Raw genomic sequence first — 15,204 nt, 5'->3', positions numbered from 1 at the left:
TTACTCCTCCGTGACCTGAACCTTCAGCGTCGCTTTGACTTCAGGATGAAGCTTCACGGTGACCTGCGTTACGCCCAAATGGCGAATCGGTTCATTCATTTCAATTTTGCGTTTGTCGAGGCTGATGCCATGCGCCGAAGCGAGCGTCTCAGCCACCTGCTTGCTGGTAATGGCGCCGAACAGCCGGCCGCCTTCGCCGGACTTGGCTTTCAGCGCAACCGTCAGCTCATCCAGCTTTTTACCGAGCGCTTGAGCTTCTGCTTTTTCTTCCTCTTTGCGGCGCTGTTCGGCTGCAGCCTGATTCTCCAGCGTCTTCATATTACCATCCGTAGCCGGACGCGCCAGACCGCGCGGCAGCAGGAAGTTTGTTGCATAACCTTCGGATACCTCTTTAACCTGACCTTTTTTGCCTTGTCCTTTTACATCTTTGATAAAGATGACTTTCATTCAAATAACCCCTCTTTCGATTCAATTTCCTTCAGTACGGCCAGCAGCTTGGCCTCCGCGTCGGCGATGCTGCCCTCAAGCTGCACCGCGGCGTTGGTGAGATGGCCACCCCCGCCCAGCTTCTCCATCACCACCTGAACGTTCATGCGGCCGAGCGAGCGGGCGCTGATTCCGATCAGGCCGTCCGGCCGTTCGCTGATGACAAACGAAGCCAGCACATTCGTCATGCCAAGCAGCGTATCGGCCGTCTGTGCGATCAGCAGCTGCGGTACCCGCACACCCGGTTTGGTCACCGCCAGCGCGATATGGTCGTGGACCATTCTTGCATGTTTGATAATCTCCGCTTTGGAGATATATTCACTTAAGTCCTCTTTCAGCATCCGCTGAATCATCACCGTGTCAGCACCAAGACGCCGGAGGAACCCTGCCGCTTCAAATGTCCGAGAGCCTGTATGCAGCGCAAAATGCTTGGTATCCACAGTAATTCCGGCCAGCAGCATCGTCGCTTCCAGCGGGCTCAGCTTCACCTTCTCGTGAATATACTGCAGCAGCTCGGTTACCAGCTCGCACGCCGAGGAGGCGTACGGTTCCAGGTACACGAGCACCGCCTCGTTAATGAACTCCTCGCCCCGGCGGTGGTGGTCGACAACTACGACCCGGCTGGCATGCTGCACCAGCTTCGGCTCCATCGTCATCGACGCTTTATGCGTGTCGACTACAATCAGCAGCGTATGCTCCGTTATGCTCTGCAGCGCCTGTTCGGTCGTGATCATGGATTCGTATAGACCGGCATCCGTCCGGATCTGCTCCATCATGCGGGTGATCGACGGATTAGGCCCCTCCATCACAATATGGGCATCAACGTTGTACATCTGTGCCGCTTTTAGCAGACCTATCGAGGCGCCCAATACATCCGTGTCCGGTATCCGGTGGCCCATAATCAGGACCTGGTCGCTCTCCTGCATCAGGTCACGCAGGGCATGGGCGATAACTCTCGCCCGCACCCGTGTCCGTTTTTCGGCTGCGCTGCTCTTGCCGCCGTAGAAGGACAGCCGCTGCCCTGCCTTGACGGCCGCCTGGTCGCCGCCCCGGCCAAGCGCCATATCCAGGCTCGACTGGGCCAGAGCCCCCAGCTCGCTCGCCGAGTCGGCTCCGAACGCGAGGCCGATGCTCAGCGTCAGCGGTACTTTGAGATCCGCCGTCATCTCGCGCACCTCATCCAGAATGACAAACCGGCTCTCTTCCAGCGCCTGCAGGCTTCGCTGGTTAAGCAGCATCATATACCGCTCGGAAGACAGCCGGCGCAGGTAAACGTCGAACTGTTTGGCCCACTCAGTCAGCTCGCTCGCCACCTTGGCAATCAGCGCGGTCCGCTGCTGGTCGTCCATTCCCTGCGAAGATTCGTCCAGGTTATCGAGCAGAACGATACCAATCGCAAGCTTCTCCTCTTCATATTTCTCCCGGAGAACAGCCAGTTCCGTAATGTCGTACAGATAAAGCAGCCGTTCGCTTGGGATAATCACCGCCTGGTAATGGCGGGCGTCCAATGTAATTTCCTGCCGGAATTCCTTCAGCGGCCCTTCTTTGTGCCCGTCCCGTTTGGCCTGCGGAGCAGCCGGAAAGGTGGTGACCAGGTCGGGAATAAGCTCCTGCAGCGGTTCCCCTACCAGGGATTTACGCGAGAAAATCCCGCCCGCATGCCGGTTGTTCCATTCCACGACCCGGTCTTCGCTGTACAAAATAATCCCCATCGGGAGCATGCTGACTGCTTCACCCTCGACGCGTTTGATTCGGAAGGATAGCCCATTGATGTATTCCACCAGATTGCGCCGGAACGTAATTTCCGTCTTCAGCATCGTAAAGCACAGCAGTCCGGCAAGAAACAGACTGGCGACGCCAAGCACCCAGTTGTAGACGCTGATCACGATAATCAGAACAAGCAGCAGCATAAACGCCCATACGGTATGATAGCCGTGCCAGCGTCGCTGAAGAAATTTTGGCATGAACGCTCACCCTACCGTTTCGATTTCGTCACAAGCTCGCGCAGCGGAAACGCCAGATCCACGATCCCGATAATACGCAGAGGAGGATACAAGATGATCGGCACCGCCAGGAGCAGCGGAACCGCCTTGCTCCATTTCTTTTCGTAAGCCAGAAAGAACAGGAAACCGATCGCCTGAATCATAAAACAAATCCGGAGCAGCGGCAGCAAATTGCCTGCAATCATCGCCATAAACCCGGTCTGCGCATTGTAAGAGAACATCTGAATCACGATACCGATCAGATAATACCAGATAATCGACCGGGGCAATCTCCACTCCCGGGCCGGACGCATCTTGGGAACGGCGTAGCCGATACTGTTCAAAATCGGACGGGTGACCGAGTGGGTAATTACAGCCATCATAAAGGAACTGAGGATCAGCGTCATTGGAATCATTTGTACGGTCAACACGCTGAGCTGGCGCACTTGCTCCGTCGTCCAGACCATATCGCTGAGCAGCGGGTTGCTTGCTCCAATGTCATTGGTCATCTGCAGGACGTTGTTGACGTAATCAGTCAGGTCAAACTGGAACACAGTTGTGCCGAGCAGCAGCAGGAGTAGAAATTCAGCCAAAATGGTGATGGTTCCCGCCATAAGCGTTGCGGTTGCCGGGCGCTTCTTTTTGTACCAGCGGCCCATAACAAGTGCGGGAATGATCATATAAATGGCCAGCAGCACGAACACCGGATGGATAAATCCGACTATAATCCATACGGGAAGAATATGCGCGAGAAACTGCCGGGTATTCAGCGTGGTAAACAGCACCACCGCCGGGACGATCAGAAACAGGCTGGTTAGAACTAGAAACGGAGTTAGCAGAGATAGAAGCAGCAGCAGATACGCGGCGCTCCAGGCCACGGACGTCCAGCGGAATTTCAACCTATTCACCTCTTACGCATATGTTCTTCGAGCAATGAAATATCCTGGTACCATTCCTCAAGCTGATGCCCATCCTGGCGGTGCTTCTTCAGCTTGTCCAGCAGCAGTTCGTCAAGATCGCGATAAGACAGCCCAAGCCTCCGTCCGAGAATATAGCAGCTCATAATCAGACTGGCCAGACTATCGCCGATCCGCACGGTGCTGCCTTCCCACATGGATTTAAACAACCGGGAAACCTGGTCAATCACTTCCGTTTTTAACCATTCGATGACTTTGGCGCGTTTGGCTACATCCAGATCCTTCGGCACATTCGGCATCTCCCAACCTCCGGCAAAAGCTTTATTCTCCATTATAGCATAAATGCGATACCCCCACACAAAAGGCCCGCGGTCCGCAAGTGGCGAGCCCAGGCCTTCTCGGTAGCGGCTGACGGCGCGCTTCCTTACCAGGTTTCCTGTAATCGGTTATAACGATTCCTGTGATTTCCTTGACACAAACTGTTCGCAGTATTCGATAATCTGGCTGCGGCGTACGATGCCGATAAACCGGTTCATGTCGTCCACCACGGGAACGAAATTCTGGACCTTCGCCAGATTGATTAAATCCTCCATGTCGGCGTCAATCGATACCGCCTTGTTGTTCATCCGGAGGATGACGTCCTTTAACAAAAACTTTGAAGCGTTCTCAAATGTAATCTTGCCTTCGGAGTCCTTCAGGTGCCACAGGAGATCACCTTCGGTCACCGTCCCCGCGTATTCGCCGTTCCGGTTCAAAATCGGTATGGCCGTATACCGGTGGTGCTCCATCCGCTCCAGTGTCTGCCGCAGCGTGGAGTCAAGCGTAACGCAGGCCACCTCCTGCTTGGGAAGCAGAAAAAAAGCGATATTCATTTCATATCCTCCTCAAAAACATTCGGGCCAATTAGAAGCAGCAGCCTAATGCGATACGGCTGCTGCTCCCCTGCTGTATAAATGATTACCCGCAGATTATTGTGCGGCTTTGGTTGCCTGCGGCTCAAGCGCGTTGGCTGCTTTGCCCGGTTCGATCAGCTGATCGACCGGCGTGGCCGCGTTCATCCAATTGTCGATCATGCTCTGCGCCTTCTCCAGATCTTCTTCGTTTACAATATCATAGTACACGCCATCGATGCGTTTTCCTTCGCCCAGTACGGTAAAGCTGGAGATATCCATTTCTTTGCCGCCCATAAAACGTTTGGCCAAATCGATAATCATCGAAGGCTCCATGTCGGTCTGGAAATTGTGGCCCATGATATCCAGCAGTTCGGTAATGTTGCCAATCTGATTAATCGATAACATTTTATTCGCTACGACGTCCAGAAATACCTGCTGGCGTTTTGTCCGGTTGAAGTCGCTGTCTTCCCGGTACCGGACATAGTTCAGCGCTTCTTCACCGCTATAGTTGGATTTGCCGCCTTTGATCGTAAATTTCTCATGGTCGCGGCCTTTGTTTACAATATCCTTCTTAATGGGAAGCGGCACGCCGCCGATTGCATCCACTGCATCCTTCAAACCCTGGAAATTAATCGTGGCATAATATTCGATTTCATGGCCAAGCAGCTCTTCGAGGGTATCTTTCGACATTTTTGCTCCGCCGAATGCAAACGCGTGGTTGATTTTGTCTTTTCTGCCGTCTTTGTAGCCGACAATCTCGGTATACGTATCGCGTGGAATCGAGACAAGAAGCAGCTTGTAATCTGCAGGCCGCACGACCGCATAGATTAAGGTGTCGGATCTGGCTGTCTCATTATCGCGCTGGTCCGTCCCAAGGAGCATGACGGAAAACGGGTCATTTTTCATCGCGATCGGCTCCGGCTTGACTTTGGTGTCATCGACCGGCTTAGGCTCATTAAGCGGCTTGTATGAATCGGTCTGCAGCTTCTGCTCTACGCGGTCGGCGAGAAACATATCAAACGCCAGCACCGCAATCGGCTTCCGGAACAGATACGCTCCGGCCGCAATCACGAGCAGAACGACAAGGGCAATGTATCTTTTTTTCCATTTTCTCATATTTTTGATTCCTTCTTTATCATGGGATAAATGATGACTGGCGTTGCGTATAAATAGGGGTATATGTGAATGCTGCCGCTACCGGGCCGCATAGTTTGCGTAGCCTTCTTCCGTTCGTGCTTTCACGATCCTCCTTCCGGAACGCGCACTTTCCTTCTCAATTGTAAATACACGGTCCGCCTTCTTTTGACACAATACCTACAGCGGTACCTCAGGGCAATAGATGGCCCAATAAAAACAATATTACCATTGTACTCACTCCGAGTGCAAAAAGAAACAGCAAAAACCGACATTTGCCTGCAAATTGCTTCCAAAAAAGCACCATGCGTCGTCCTTAAACGGCATGATGCTTTCTGCTTCCGTAAGTATCCGCGGTCTGATTTCATCAGCGGCAGATCAGTTTGTCTTATATATGAAAAAAGTTCCTATTTCATGACCCGAATCCAGCCAAGCCTATCTGCCTGCCATCATTTCGGCCATCCGCAGCATGCGGCGCCCGGCCGGAAGATGCTGCAAAAATCCGTAATCGAACATCCGGGCGGCTGAGCTGAAGCGTGCCTCCCCCGTCGGAGAACCGATTACTACGGCGATCATACGATGGCCATTGCGTTTGGCCGTTCCGGTAAAGCTGTATCCGATGCGGCTGTTGTACGCGGTCCGCAGTCCGTCCGTTCCCTCGTAAGCATAAGAACCGCCCATGGCCGGCAGCATCAAATTGGTGTTGCTCACGTACAGTCCTTTGCCCTTCAGCTCCATCTGCGTCCGGCTGACCGTGTCCAGCAGTTCGGGATGCGCAGAGATCAGCGCCCGGGCTAACTTGGCCGTGTCCATCGCGGTCATGACGGTTTCTTCCCGGCCCAGATCGGCCGGCCGGTTGGGACCCAGGTCGTTTTGCATCAACCCGGAAGCATTATGAAACACAGTCGCGGCGGACAATCCGAGCGACCGGGCTTTCTCGTTCATCAGACGGACAAAAGCGCTCTCTGAACCGGCGATATGCTCGGCAAGCGCTACGGCGGCGTCATTGGCCGCATAAATTGCTATCCCGTCAAACAGTTCACGGACCGTATACAGTTCGCCCCGCTTGAGGGACAACGTTGTTCCTCCGACAGAACTGGCATAAGCGCTGACCGCAACCTGCTCGTTCCAGCCCGCCCTCCCTGCCGAAATCTGATCCAGAATCACCATTTCGGTCATCAGCTTGGTCAAACTGGCGGGCGGGAGCGGTGTGTCGGCGTTCAGACGGATTTTTACTTGTCCGGTCTCCATCTCCATCAGAACGGCCGCCTGCGCTTCGATATTTGGTTTAAATCCGAGCCAAAGGGGCCGTGCGCTGACCGCCAGCACAGTCAACGACAGGACCAGAACCAAGGCAACGGCAGCTGCTATGATGCTCCGTTTCTTCATCGGCATTTTCCTCCATATATATATGACGATTGAAACGGCATTTTGATTTCAAAATTCACAAAATTTTTTGAATTTATTTTGTGAATTTATAATTTCCGGCCTAAAACCCCGCCGGGAATGGATGCTCCAAACCCCGGGATAGAGGAAGTATCCTGCCATATTCCGATTTGCCGGTCTTTTTTAGCAGGCAAAGACCGGCCCGTTTCCACCATTACCCTACTTATCACCACAAATACCGCGGTCAGAAACCGTCTGTGAACCTAGCGACCATCTGTTACCCACCATGTGTGCGGATCAATAATATTGCTGAGCGCGTTTACTTTTACGCCCTGCAGCCTTTGGCTCACGGGATTAATGGTTTCCCGGTCGGATATAAAAATCATAGGGACTTCTTCGTTAATCAGCTGCTGCCATTCATAATACATCTGCCTCCGGTAATCCCGGTCATACGCTTTTAGCTCAACCGCCTCCCGGATCAGCTTCTCATTTTCTTCAGAGGACCAGCGGGGATAATTCCACGGATCGTTTTCCCGCCATAAACCGGACGGGTCGGGATCGCTGCCGAGTCCCCAGACGCCGTTAAAAATCTCCACGGACGGATCGTCCTTTTCCACGGCTTCATAAAACTCATTCATGTCTTTCAGCGCGCCGCCGTTCAACTGTACGTCCAGTCCTACGTCCCGCCAATTCTGCAGCATTGCTTTGGCCCTGGCATCCGCTGTCGTGCTTCCCGTCATTCCATCGAAGCGGATGGTGAATTTCTGCCCTTTCGGGTCTTCACGCAATCCGTCCCCGTCTTTATCTGTATATCCAGCTTCCTCCAGCAGCCGGCGGGCCATGCCGGGATCGTAGGGATACGTATTGATCTGGTCATCGGGAATCCGCGCCCAGCTTGATTCGGGAATCGGTGTTTCCATCAGTCTCCCCAAACCGTATGAAAAGGTTTCGATCAGCGTCTTCCGGTCAAGCGCATAATACATGGCCTGCCGCAGCCGCTTATCCTTAAACTTGGGGTTATCCATTACAATGGTCTGCGCCTGATCATCCCAATGCCCAAACTTGAATCCGATGTATTCGTAAGACAGCTCTGGAGACTTGATAATCCGGATATTATCCAGCTTCTTCAGCTCTTCATAGGCATCCCTCGGCGCCTGTTCAATATCGATGTCTCCGCTGGCGAACAGACTCGCCGCCTTTTTATCGTCGATCACCTTGTAAAAAACACTGTCCAGGTAAGGCTTGCCCTGATAGTAGTTATCGAACCGCGACAGTTCCACCGATTCCCCCGGCTGAATCCGGCTGATTTGGAACGGACCGATGCCGATCGGCCGCTTCCGGACCTGGTCGCTGTCCGGCATGTCTTTTACTGAGACACCTGCATAATAATTTTTGTTCATGGGATATGCCCATAGGTTATCTATTGTATTAACTCTCGCCGAGGTCATCGTGATTCGCAGCGTATAGGGATCAAGCACCTTAATTCCTGAAATTTCTTTGGCTTGTCCCTTATGGTAAGCATCCGCTCCTTGGATCATTTCCACGCTGTAGTAACGCGACCCGGTATACTCCGGACTGGCGATTACCTCTATCGCAAACTTCCAGTCCTCCACGGTCAATTCGTCGCCGTTATGCCACCGGATTCCCTGCTTGATGGTAAATGTAAATGTTTTGTGATCCGCAGATTCCTGCCAGTTGGCGATTCCAGGCGCCGTTGTAAGGTCGTCGCTAATTTTCAGCAGCGGCTCTGTCATAAATTCCAGCACATACTGGTCGTCTTCTCCCTCGGAAAAAGCAGGCTCAAACAGCCCCAGAAACGGCGATGGGTACCCATAAGTTACACTCCCGCCATAGCGGGGACCTTCGATTGCTTCAGCATCCGGGGCTCCCCCATTGCCGCCCGCAATATTGCTATCGGACGATTCTGTCAGACTGCAGCCGGATATCATCATGATCAGCAGCAGAAAGAGCAGCGTTCCGCATCTTGTTTTCTTGTGTATCATCCGTCTCTTCCTTCCACACATTCGTCAGACAAGAACCCGCTATCCTTTCTATCTTCCCATAGATACAAACCGGCGGTCAATTCATATCCTTCGCAAACATGCGGACGAATGACTTAAAAGCCTGCCGAATCGGCAGGCTTTCCTTCATCTATTTCGGGTCTTGCTCCTTCGTGATGGTCAGTCCTTCCACATGGCGCTTGCGCATAACTTTCCGCTTTTTCCGGTTTTCTTTCGAATCAAAAATGATATCGAAATCATAATCCTCGGGGTACAGCGAATCCTTGGACAGATAAGGCTTCAGCCGTTTATGGTTGACCTTTATTTTCTGCTTTTGCACCATAACGCCAACCCGTCCAAGTCCGTCCTGCAGCTCATACACGATACCGACCCGGCGGAGGGAAGTTATATAAACTGCGTCGCCTACTTCGAACGGCCGGCTGCCAGCCGGCGTTTCCGGCGTTTCCGGTATTTCCGACGTTTCCTCCATTTCTTCCTGTGAGGAACGCCCGTCTTTTCCGGCTTCCGGATTGGCAATTTGCCGGCCGGCTTGCATTGATGCAGGCTCTGCCATTCGTTTTTCCGCCATTCGTTTATCGCCAGTCTGTGCGTACAGCGCCCTCATGGCCCCCGTTCCGCCGTCCCCCGTTTCTCCTGCTTCCGCCTCCACGAATTGGCGGGCCCGCTGGATGACTTTGGCGTCCAGCCCAAGCTTCTCGGCGATCTGCAGCGCATAACTCCGTCCTGCTTCACCTATAGTGAGCCGGTAGAGCGGTCTAAGCGTCTCCGCATCAAACTCCATCCGGGCGTTCTGGAAGGAAGGCGACGTTGCGGCAAATTGCTTCAGTTCGTTAAAATGTGTCGTTACAACGATGTTGGCTCCACGCCTGCTGAGCTCCTCCAGGATCGCAATCGATAAAGCGATGCCCTCGCCGGGATCGGTTCCCGCCGCCAATTCGTCGATCAGCAGCAGCACTCCTTTTCCGGCCTCCTTCAGCATCCGGTTGATACTGGCCATCTGAGCGGAGAAGGTGCTGAGCGACTGCTCCATATTTTGTCCATCTCCTATCACGCTCATGATATTCCAGTAGACAGGGAACTCGCTGCCTTCCCCGGCAGGCACCAGCAGACCCGACTGTGCCATCAGGCTGAGGAGGCCGATAGTGCGCAGCACCACCGTTTTGCCGCCGGTATTGGGACCGGTTACGATGAGCGATTGATAGCCGCCGCCCAGTTCCACACGAATTGGAATCATCCCTTTTAATCCAGGATGGCGTCCGTTTACAATCCGCAGGATCCCTTTTTCATTAAAAGAAACGCTCCCGCCTCCGATCGACCTCCCGAATTTCGCCCTCGCAAAAATAAAGTCATATGCGGCCGTAACCTCGATGTTCATCCGCAGCTCTTCCGCGGCCTCTTCCAGCAGAGCAGTTAGGCGGCTGAGAATGATAGCTTCCTCTCTTGCTTCGTCTCCCTTAAGCATATCCAGCTCACTTTGCAGGTGAGCAATCTCCTCTGGCTCAACGAATACGGTTTGCCCGCTGGTGGACTGGTCCAATACCGCTCCCTTCACCTGTTTGTGATATTCCCGTTTAACCGGAATGACGTACCGGCCGCCTCTTTGGCTGTACAGGTTCTCCTGCAAAATGGACTGGTGCCTGGACATGATACTGTCCAGCTTTTTGTGCAGCCGTTCTTTGGTGACAGCGATCCGTTTTCTCGCTTTGTCCAGTCCTTTGCTGGCCTGATCTTCGATCCGTCCAAACCGGATACACCGCTCGATTTCCTCCTTCAAGCTGGTCAGTTCGAACAACGAGGAAGCATAGGCAGCGATTCTAGGCGCTGCGGCGGCTTTGGCTGCCATATATTTGCGCAGCTGCCCGCAGCTCTGCAAAAACTGCTGAACCGCGCTGAAATCCTGTTCCGTAAACAAATAACCTGTTCCAATCATGGACATCAGGTATTCCAGGCCTTCGAGCGAGGGGATGGGTACGCTAGAGCCCTTCGCCAGTAGCTCTGCGGCTTCCTGTGTCTCCTCTGCCGCCCTATGAACGGCTGTTATAACGGTCATTGGTTCCATTTCTCTAACCAGTGCCTGACCGGCGTACGAAACGGCGTATGCTGCGACCTGCTCCTTAATTTGATCGTACTCCAGTGTCATCATACTGTGTGTGTCCATCATTTTACCTCCCGTGGTGTTGAGTGCTAAATAAACCGCTCTGCAGGCTTCTCTGCTTCTATAACAACGCAAAAAGGGCAGAGCATGCGTATCGCATTCTCTGCCCTTTCCCTCGTTCGGCGGATCTTCTGCGGATTTATGGCACTCTCCGTCTCCGCAGCCGTGTGACCCCTACCGGTCCAAACGATCCGCAATACCCGGAAAACCCGATAAATCAAAAAAACGTGCTCAAGAGCACGTTTTATCACAAAAGAAACAACCGCCTGTTCAGGGGCAATTGAAGCTTCGCGTGTTCTTAACTAATCCACTCACCTTCCTACAGGTCAAGATATATTGTGTATTTACTCCAACACAAATAGACCAGCGTCTCGTGACACAAACGCCCCTGTAAGTCCAGTGATATGAAATTGCTTAGTTAAGAACAACCGTCAACATCAAGATTTCCCCTTTGGTTATAGGATAGCTGTAGTTTACTATATCTTCCTCCGGGAGTCAATTCATGGATAAGCTATTTTGCGCAGAAGTTAAGCTGCCAGGCAGGGCCAAGCAGGCGCATTACCCTATGACACCAATGTCCGGCAACAGCCCGCCAAAACAAAAAAACAGCCGGTTGCCCGGCTGTCTCTCTTCTTATCTTTATTCCGTTGTGTAAGGCAGCAGTGCGATTTGACGCGAGCGTTTGATCGCGATCGTCAGCATACGCTGATATTTTGCACTTGTTCCTGTTACACGGCGAGGCAAAATTTTACCGCGCTCGCTGATGAACTTCTTGAGCAGTTCAGTGTCTTTATAGTCAATGTGAGTAATTTTGTTCACAGTGAAGTAGCACACTTTACGACGTTTGTTGCGGCCGCCGCGGCGAGCCGGTCTTTTGTCGTTGTCTCCGCCTTCTCTTTGTTTAAAAGCCATGGTCTGTTGTCAGTCCTTCCTTATTTAGAATGGCAAATCATCATCCGATATATCGATCGGTTTTCCGTCGCCCGAAAAAGGATCCTGGTTATTGTTGTTGTTGCGCGAATAATTGCTGTTGTTCCCCCGGCCGCCGCCTCCGCCATAAGAAGGTTCTTCCGGCACCGGGCTTCCGCCCGATCCGCCGCTTCCGCCTTCTCCCCGGCTCTGGGATGATTCAAGGAAACGCACATTATCGGCAATCACTTCGGTTACATAAACGCGTCTGCCTTCGTTGTTCTCGTAGTTCCGCACCTGAATGCGGCCTTCAACCGCCGTCAGACGTCCCTTGCGAAGATAGTTCGCGCAGGTCTCCGCCAGCTGTCTCCAGGTTACTACAGGGATGAAGTCCGCCTCGCGCTCCCCGCCTTGTCCCGTAAACGGACGGTCTACGGCAAGCGTAAACTGCGTTACGGCTACTCCAGCAGGCGTATAGCGAAGTTCGGGATCGCGGGTCAACCGACCGATCAAAATGACACGGTTCAACAATGCATTCCCCTCCTTAAGGGCGATTTCCTTACAAAGTCACGGGCAGCTTAGGCTACGTCGTTCGTGATGAGATAACGAATGACTTCGTCGGAAATTTTCATGAGACGTTCCAGCTCGGTAACAACTGCAGGTTCTGCAGTAAAGTTAACCAGAACAAAAACACCATCACGGAATTTCTTGATCTCATACGCAAGACGACGCTTACCTTGCACTTCGTGCTTCGTAATTTCTCCGCCGTTGGAGATGATGCCTTGGAATTTATCGACTGCAGCTTGAACGGCTTCCTGTTCAATGTCCGGACGAATAATGTACATCACTTCATATTTGCGCATAACTTTCACCTCCTTATGGTCTGAGGCCCCTGATCACGTCAGGAGCAAGGAGCGAGCACAAACTCGCACCATAATAATATATCAAATTCGTCCGCCCATTGCAAGCATTGGCAGCAGCAGAATTACATGATCCGCCGTTTCATGCACACACTATACAGGCAGTTTACTTTCTGTCATTCCAAGGAGGATATTTATGGGCGAACGTACCGAATTCGAAAAAGGCGACCGGGCGCCGAATCCCGGCATTTACACCGAGGTTGGCGAAGCGCGCAGCTTCCACACCCAGATCCAAAATCCAGTGCGCATTGAAATGGAAAAAGGGGATGTGTTCCCTGAAACAACAAACAAAAACCGGAAGTGGAAAAAAGCCGAAAAAGCCCGCGTTCATTAATTTTTAAACGATCTGCATAACCCCAGCATTTCTGCACATACTACAATCAGAGCGGTACACAAGAGAGGTGTGGTTCCGTTGGACATCGCAGTCGAACAAATCACGGGAAATCCGGTTGGCATCTATCGTAAGCAAGGGAAGTGCGCAGGCTAATTCCATCCTGGAGCAAGCCGAGCAAGACCTGAGTGGCCGTAAATGCGTAAGACGATTTCAAAATCAACTGTTGTACCCGCTCTGGAAGGAGACCCGCAAGGGTCTCTTTTCTGCGTTGGAGATCACCTTTTAGATGCCGATACCTCTCAAGCGATTAAACCATCAAAAAAACCTCCGTTCCAAGGAACGAAGGCTGTTCATTATCGTTATGATTAGGTGGCGGAAAGGGTGGGATTCGAACCCACGCACGCTGTGACACGCCTAGCTGATTTCGAGTCAGCCCCCTTGGGCCTCTTGGGTACCTTTCCGCAGCGAATTTCATCTTAACATGAACCGACTAAAAATGCAACCCTTATTGCTCACTTTCTTTTTCGGCCGATCGAAGCACCTTTTTGAGGCTTTTTTCGAACTTTTGGCGCGGGATCAAGACACTGTGCTGACAGCCGACGCACTTGATCCGGATGTCCATTCCCATACGGATGATCTCCATCTCGTTAGTGCCGCAAGGATGCGGCTTCTTCATTTGCACGATATCTCCCAGATGAAACTCCTTTCGCTCCATCTTTATTCCGCTCCTTTCCCTTTTTCCCGATCTGCTGCATACTCACGGGTTGCAGCCTTCCGCTCCGCGTCAGCGGTGTCCCGTTCCGTCTCACCAGCGGCCTTGGATTCTTGGCCGGGGCTGTCTCCCCCGCTTAACTGTCCGCTGGCTTGAGCTTCGGCAGCCTTTGCCGCCTCCTCATCCTGCCGTGCTTTGGCCTCCATCGCCTGCTTAATGTCGTTTTTCATCTGCCGTTCGGCTGCTTCCTTGGCATTTGGCTTACAGCCGGCTGCTACTCTAACCACATATTCAGCCGTCGACATGGACTGAATCCCAAGCAGCTGCGGGTTGGACAAAATGCTGCCGCTCCGCTCCTCGATCCCCTTCAGCGCTTCCTGGATCAAACTGGCCGTCGAATCCAGGCTCTGCTCCATTTTGACCGGCACATCCACAACCGCCAATGCGTTCGCCAAGGAGTAGTTAGTAACATTGGTGATATTGCCGTTAGGAATGACATGCACTTCCCCGGTTTCACTCACCAGCTTGGTTGTCCGCAGTCCGATCATTTCCACCGTCCCTTTAAAGGTTCCCGTCTGGATCGTATCGCCTACCGCAAATTGATCCTCCAAAATAATAAAGAAACCGGTGATTACGTCCTTGACTAGGCTTTGCGCTCCAAAACCGATGGCGAGGCCCAGCATCCCCGCTCCCGCCAGCAGCGGTCCCAGGTCGAAATTGAACTCCGACAAAACGATAAGAATCATTACAAAGTTGCAAATCACGGTCGTTACATTTTTCAGAAGTTCACCCACAGTCGTAAACCGCCGGGTGTTGTTAATCAGCCTGCCGCTTTTTTGCTTCTCAAGTGAACGATCGATAATCCGGTTAACAATACGAATAACGATCCGGGTAAGCAAAAAAATGGCGATAATCCGAATGGCAGAAAACAATATATTTGTCCATACCTCCGGATCGGTAAACCAGTTCCATACTTTATCCTGAATGTTCTCAACATCCATTAGCGGATACAATGTATTATTCAGCCATTTGCCGCTCATCCTTCCCTCCCCTTTCCGTCATCAGATGATAACTTCCCTCTTTATCTTTAAAATAGATCCCTCTAAGTTCCACGGACTGCTCAGTCACAACCCGCTCAACGGCCTCGAGATCCCGGCGAAAAAACTGGATCGACATGGCGCAGCCTGCTGTAATTTCCTTGGGCGTAGGAAAAATATCAATTTCGATTTCTGCATACTCCAGCAGCATTTCTGCCCGCAGCGCCTGCTGGGTCGAATCGAAGGCCAGCAGCATATCTCCTTCCATTGCGTCTCCTCCCGCCTGTTTATTCTCTCTTTCTATCCCTACAAGTATAA

General features: G+C 52.3%; 16 protein-coding genes and 1 tRNA gene. 1 reads left to right on the top strand and 16 read right to left on the bottom strand.

What is annotated here, in order from left to right; translation table 11 throughout:
- The 12 genes from rplI to rpsF all read right to left on the bottom strand — a co-directional run bounded on the left by rplI (window position 1) and on the right by rpsF (window position 12,746).
- A complete protein-coding gene (rplI, locus tag ACE6ED_RS06910; protein WP_410826371.1) occupies window positions 1–447 on the bottom strand; it encodes a 50S ribosomal protein L9 in 447 nt (148 codons plus the stop codon).
- The gene (locus ACE6ED_RS06905; protein WP_410826370.1) at window positions 444–2,450 is read right to left on the bottom strand and encodes a DHH family phosphoesterase; all 2,007 of its coding nucleotides are present in this window, start codon (window positions 2,448–2,450) and stop codon (window positions 444–446) included. Before ACE6ED_RS06905 ends, rplI begins: the two co-directional genes overlap by 4 nt.
- A gap of 11 nt (window positions 2,451–2,461) precedes the next feature.
- A complete protein-coding gene (locus tag ACE6ED_RS06900) occupies window positions 2,462–3,376 on the bottom strand; it encodes a DUF2232 domain-containing protein (RefSeq protein WP_410826369.1) in 915 nt (304 codons plus the stop codon).
- Window positions 3,373–3,684 carry a MazG-like family protein gene (locus tag ACE6ED_RS06895; protein WP_410826368.1) on the bottom strand — a complete coding sequence of 104 codons (312 nt, stop codon included), beginning with the start codon at window positions 3,682–3,684 and terminating at the stop codon, window positions 3,373–3,375. The genes ACE6ED_RS06900 and ACE6ED_RS06895 overlap by 4 nt, the downstream gene beginning before the upstream one ends.
- A gap of 147 nt (window positions 3,685–3,831) precedes the next feature.
- A complete protein-coding gene (locus ACE6ED_RS06890) occupies window positions 3,832–4,257 on the bottom strand; it encodes a CBS domain-containing protein (protein WP_410826367.1) in 426 nt (141 codons plus the stop codon).
- Window positions 4,258–4,353: 96 nt separating this feature from the next.
- On the bottom strand, window positions 4,354–5,394 hold the full coding sequence (locus ACE6ED_RS06885) for an LCP family protein (protein WP_410826366.1): 1,041 nt from the start codon (window positions 5,392–5,394) through the stop codon (window positions 4,354–4,356).
- 453 nt (window positions 5,395–5,847) lie between these two features.
- Complete coding sequence (locus ACE6ED_RS06880) at window positions 5,848–6,801, bottom strand: D-alanyl-D-alanine carboxypeptidase family protein (protein ID WP_410826365.1); 954 nt, start codon at window positions 6,799–6,801, stop codon at window positions 5,848–5,850.
- A 260-nt stretch (window positions 6,802–7,061) separates the two neighbouring features.
- Window positions 7,062–8,801 carry an oligopeptide ABC transporter substrate-binding protein gene (opp4A, locus tag ACE6ED_RS06875; RefSeq protein ID WP_410826364.1) on the bottom strand — a complete coding sequence of 580 codons (1,740 nt, stop codon included), beginning with the start codon at window positions 8,799–8,801 and terminating at the stop codon, window positions 7,062–7,064.
- A 148-nt stretch (window positions 8,802–8,949) separates the two neighbouring features.
- Window positions 8,950–10,977 (bottom strand): endonuclease MutS2, encoded by a 2,028-nt coding sequence (locus ACE6ED_RS06870; RefSeq protein WP_410826363.1) that lies wholly within the window; start codon window positions 10,975–10,977, stop codon window positions 8,950–8,952.
- A 636-nt stretch (window positions 10,978–11,613) separates the two neighbouring features.
- The gene (gene rpsR / locus ACE6ED_RS06865; RefSeq protein WP_410826362.1) at window positions 11,614–11,886 is read right to left on the bottom strand and encodes a 30S ribosomal protein S18; all 273 of its coding nucleotides are present in this window, start codon (window positions 11,884–11,886) and stop codon (window positions 11,614–11,616) included.
- 24 nt (window positions 11,887–11,910) lie between these two features.
- Window positions 11,911–12,414, bottom strand: a complete 504-nt coding sequence (gene ssb, locus ACE6ED_RS06860) for a single-stranded DNA-binding protein (RefSeq protein ID WP_410826361.1) — start codon at window positions 12,412–12,414, stop codon at window positions 11,911–11,913.
- Between the two features lie 47 nt (window positions 12,415–12,461).
- Window positions 12,462–12,746 (bottom strand): 30S ribosomal protein S6, encoded by a 285-nt coding sequence (gene rpsF / locus ACE6ED_RS06855; RefSeq protein WP_410826360.1) that lies wholly within the window; start codon window positions 12,744–12,746, stop codon window positions 12,462–12,464.
- Window positions 12,747–12,939: 193 nt separating this feature from the next.
- Between rpsF and ACE6ED_RS06850 the strand changes: the two genes are divergently transcribed.
- Entirely contained in the window at window positions 12,940–13,137 is a 198-nt protein-coding gene (locus ACE6ED_RS06850; protein WP_410826359.1) for a YjzC family protein, read from the top strand.
- A gap of 370 nt (window positions 13,138–13,507) precedes the next feature.
- Here the strand turns inward: ACE6ED_RS06850 and ACE6ED_RS06845 are convergent.
- The 4 genes from ACE6ED_RS06845 to ACE6ED_RS06830 form a co-directional block, all read right to left on the bottom strand.
- Window positions 13,508–13,598: transfer RNA gene (locus ACE6ED_RS06845), tRNA-Ser, on the bottom strand.
- A 44-nt stretch (window positions 13,599–13,642) separates the two neighbouring features.
- A complete protein-coding gene (locus ACE6ED_RS06840; RefSeq protein ID WP_410826358.1) occupies window positions 13,643–13,852 on the bottom strand; it encodes a DUF951 domain-containing protein in 210 nt (69 codons plus the stop codon).
- Window positions 13,853–13,854: 2 nt separating this feature from the next.
- Window positions 13,855–14,889 carry a mechanosensitive ion channel family protein gene (locus ACE6ED_RS06835; RefSeq protein ID WP_410826357.1) on the bottom strand — a complete coding sequence of 345 codons (1,035 nt, stop codon included), beginning with the start codon at window positions 14,887–14,889 and terminating at the stop codon, window positions 13,855–13,857.
- A complete protein-coding gene (locus ACE6ED_RS06830) occupies window positions 14,867–15,154 on the bottom strand; it encodes a DUF3343 domain-containing protein (protein WP_410826356.1) in 288 nt (95 codons plus the stop codon). Before ACE6ED_RS06830 ends, ACE6ED_RS06835 begins: the two co-directional genes overlap by 23 nt.
- Between the last annotated feature and the right edge of the window lie 50 nt (window positions 15,155–15,204).

The organism is Paenibacillus nanchangensis, from assembly GCF_046543445.1.
GTDB classification, from domain to species: Bacteria; Bacillota; Bacilli; order Paenibacillales; family Paenibacillaceae; genus Paenibacillus_AQ; species Paenibacillus_AQ nanchangensis.
The sequence above is the reverse complement of the archived record's forward strand: the minus strand, read 5'-3'. Positions and strand labels throughout refer to the sequence as shown.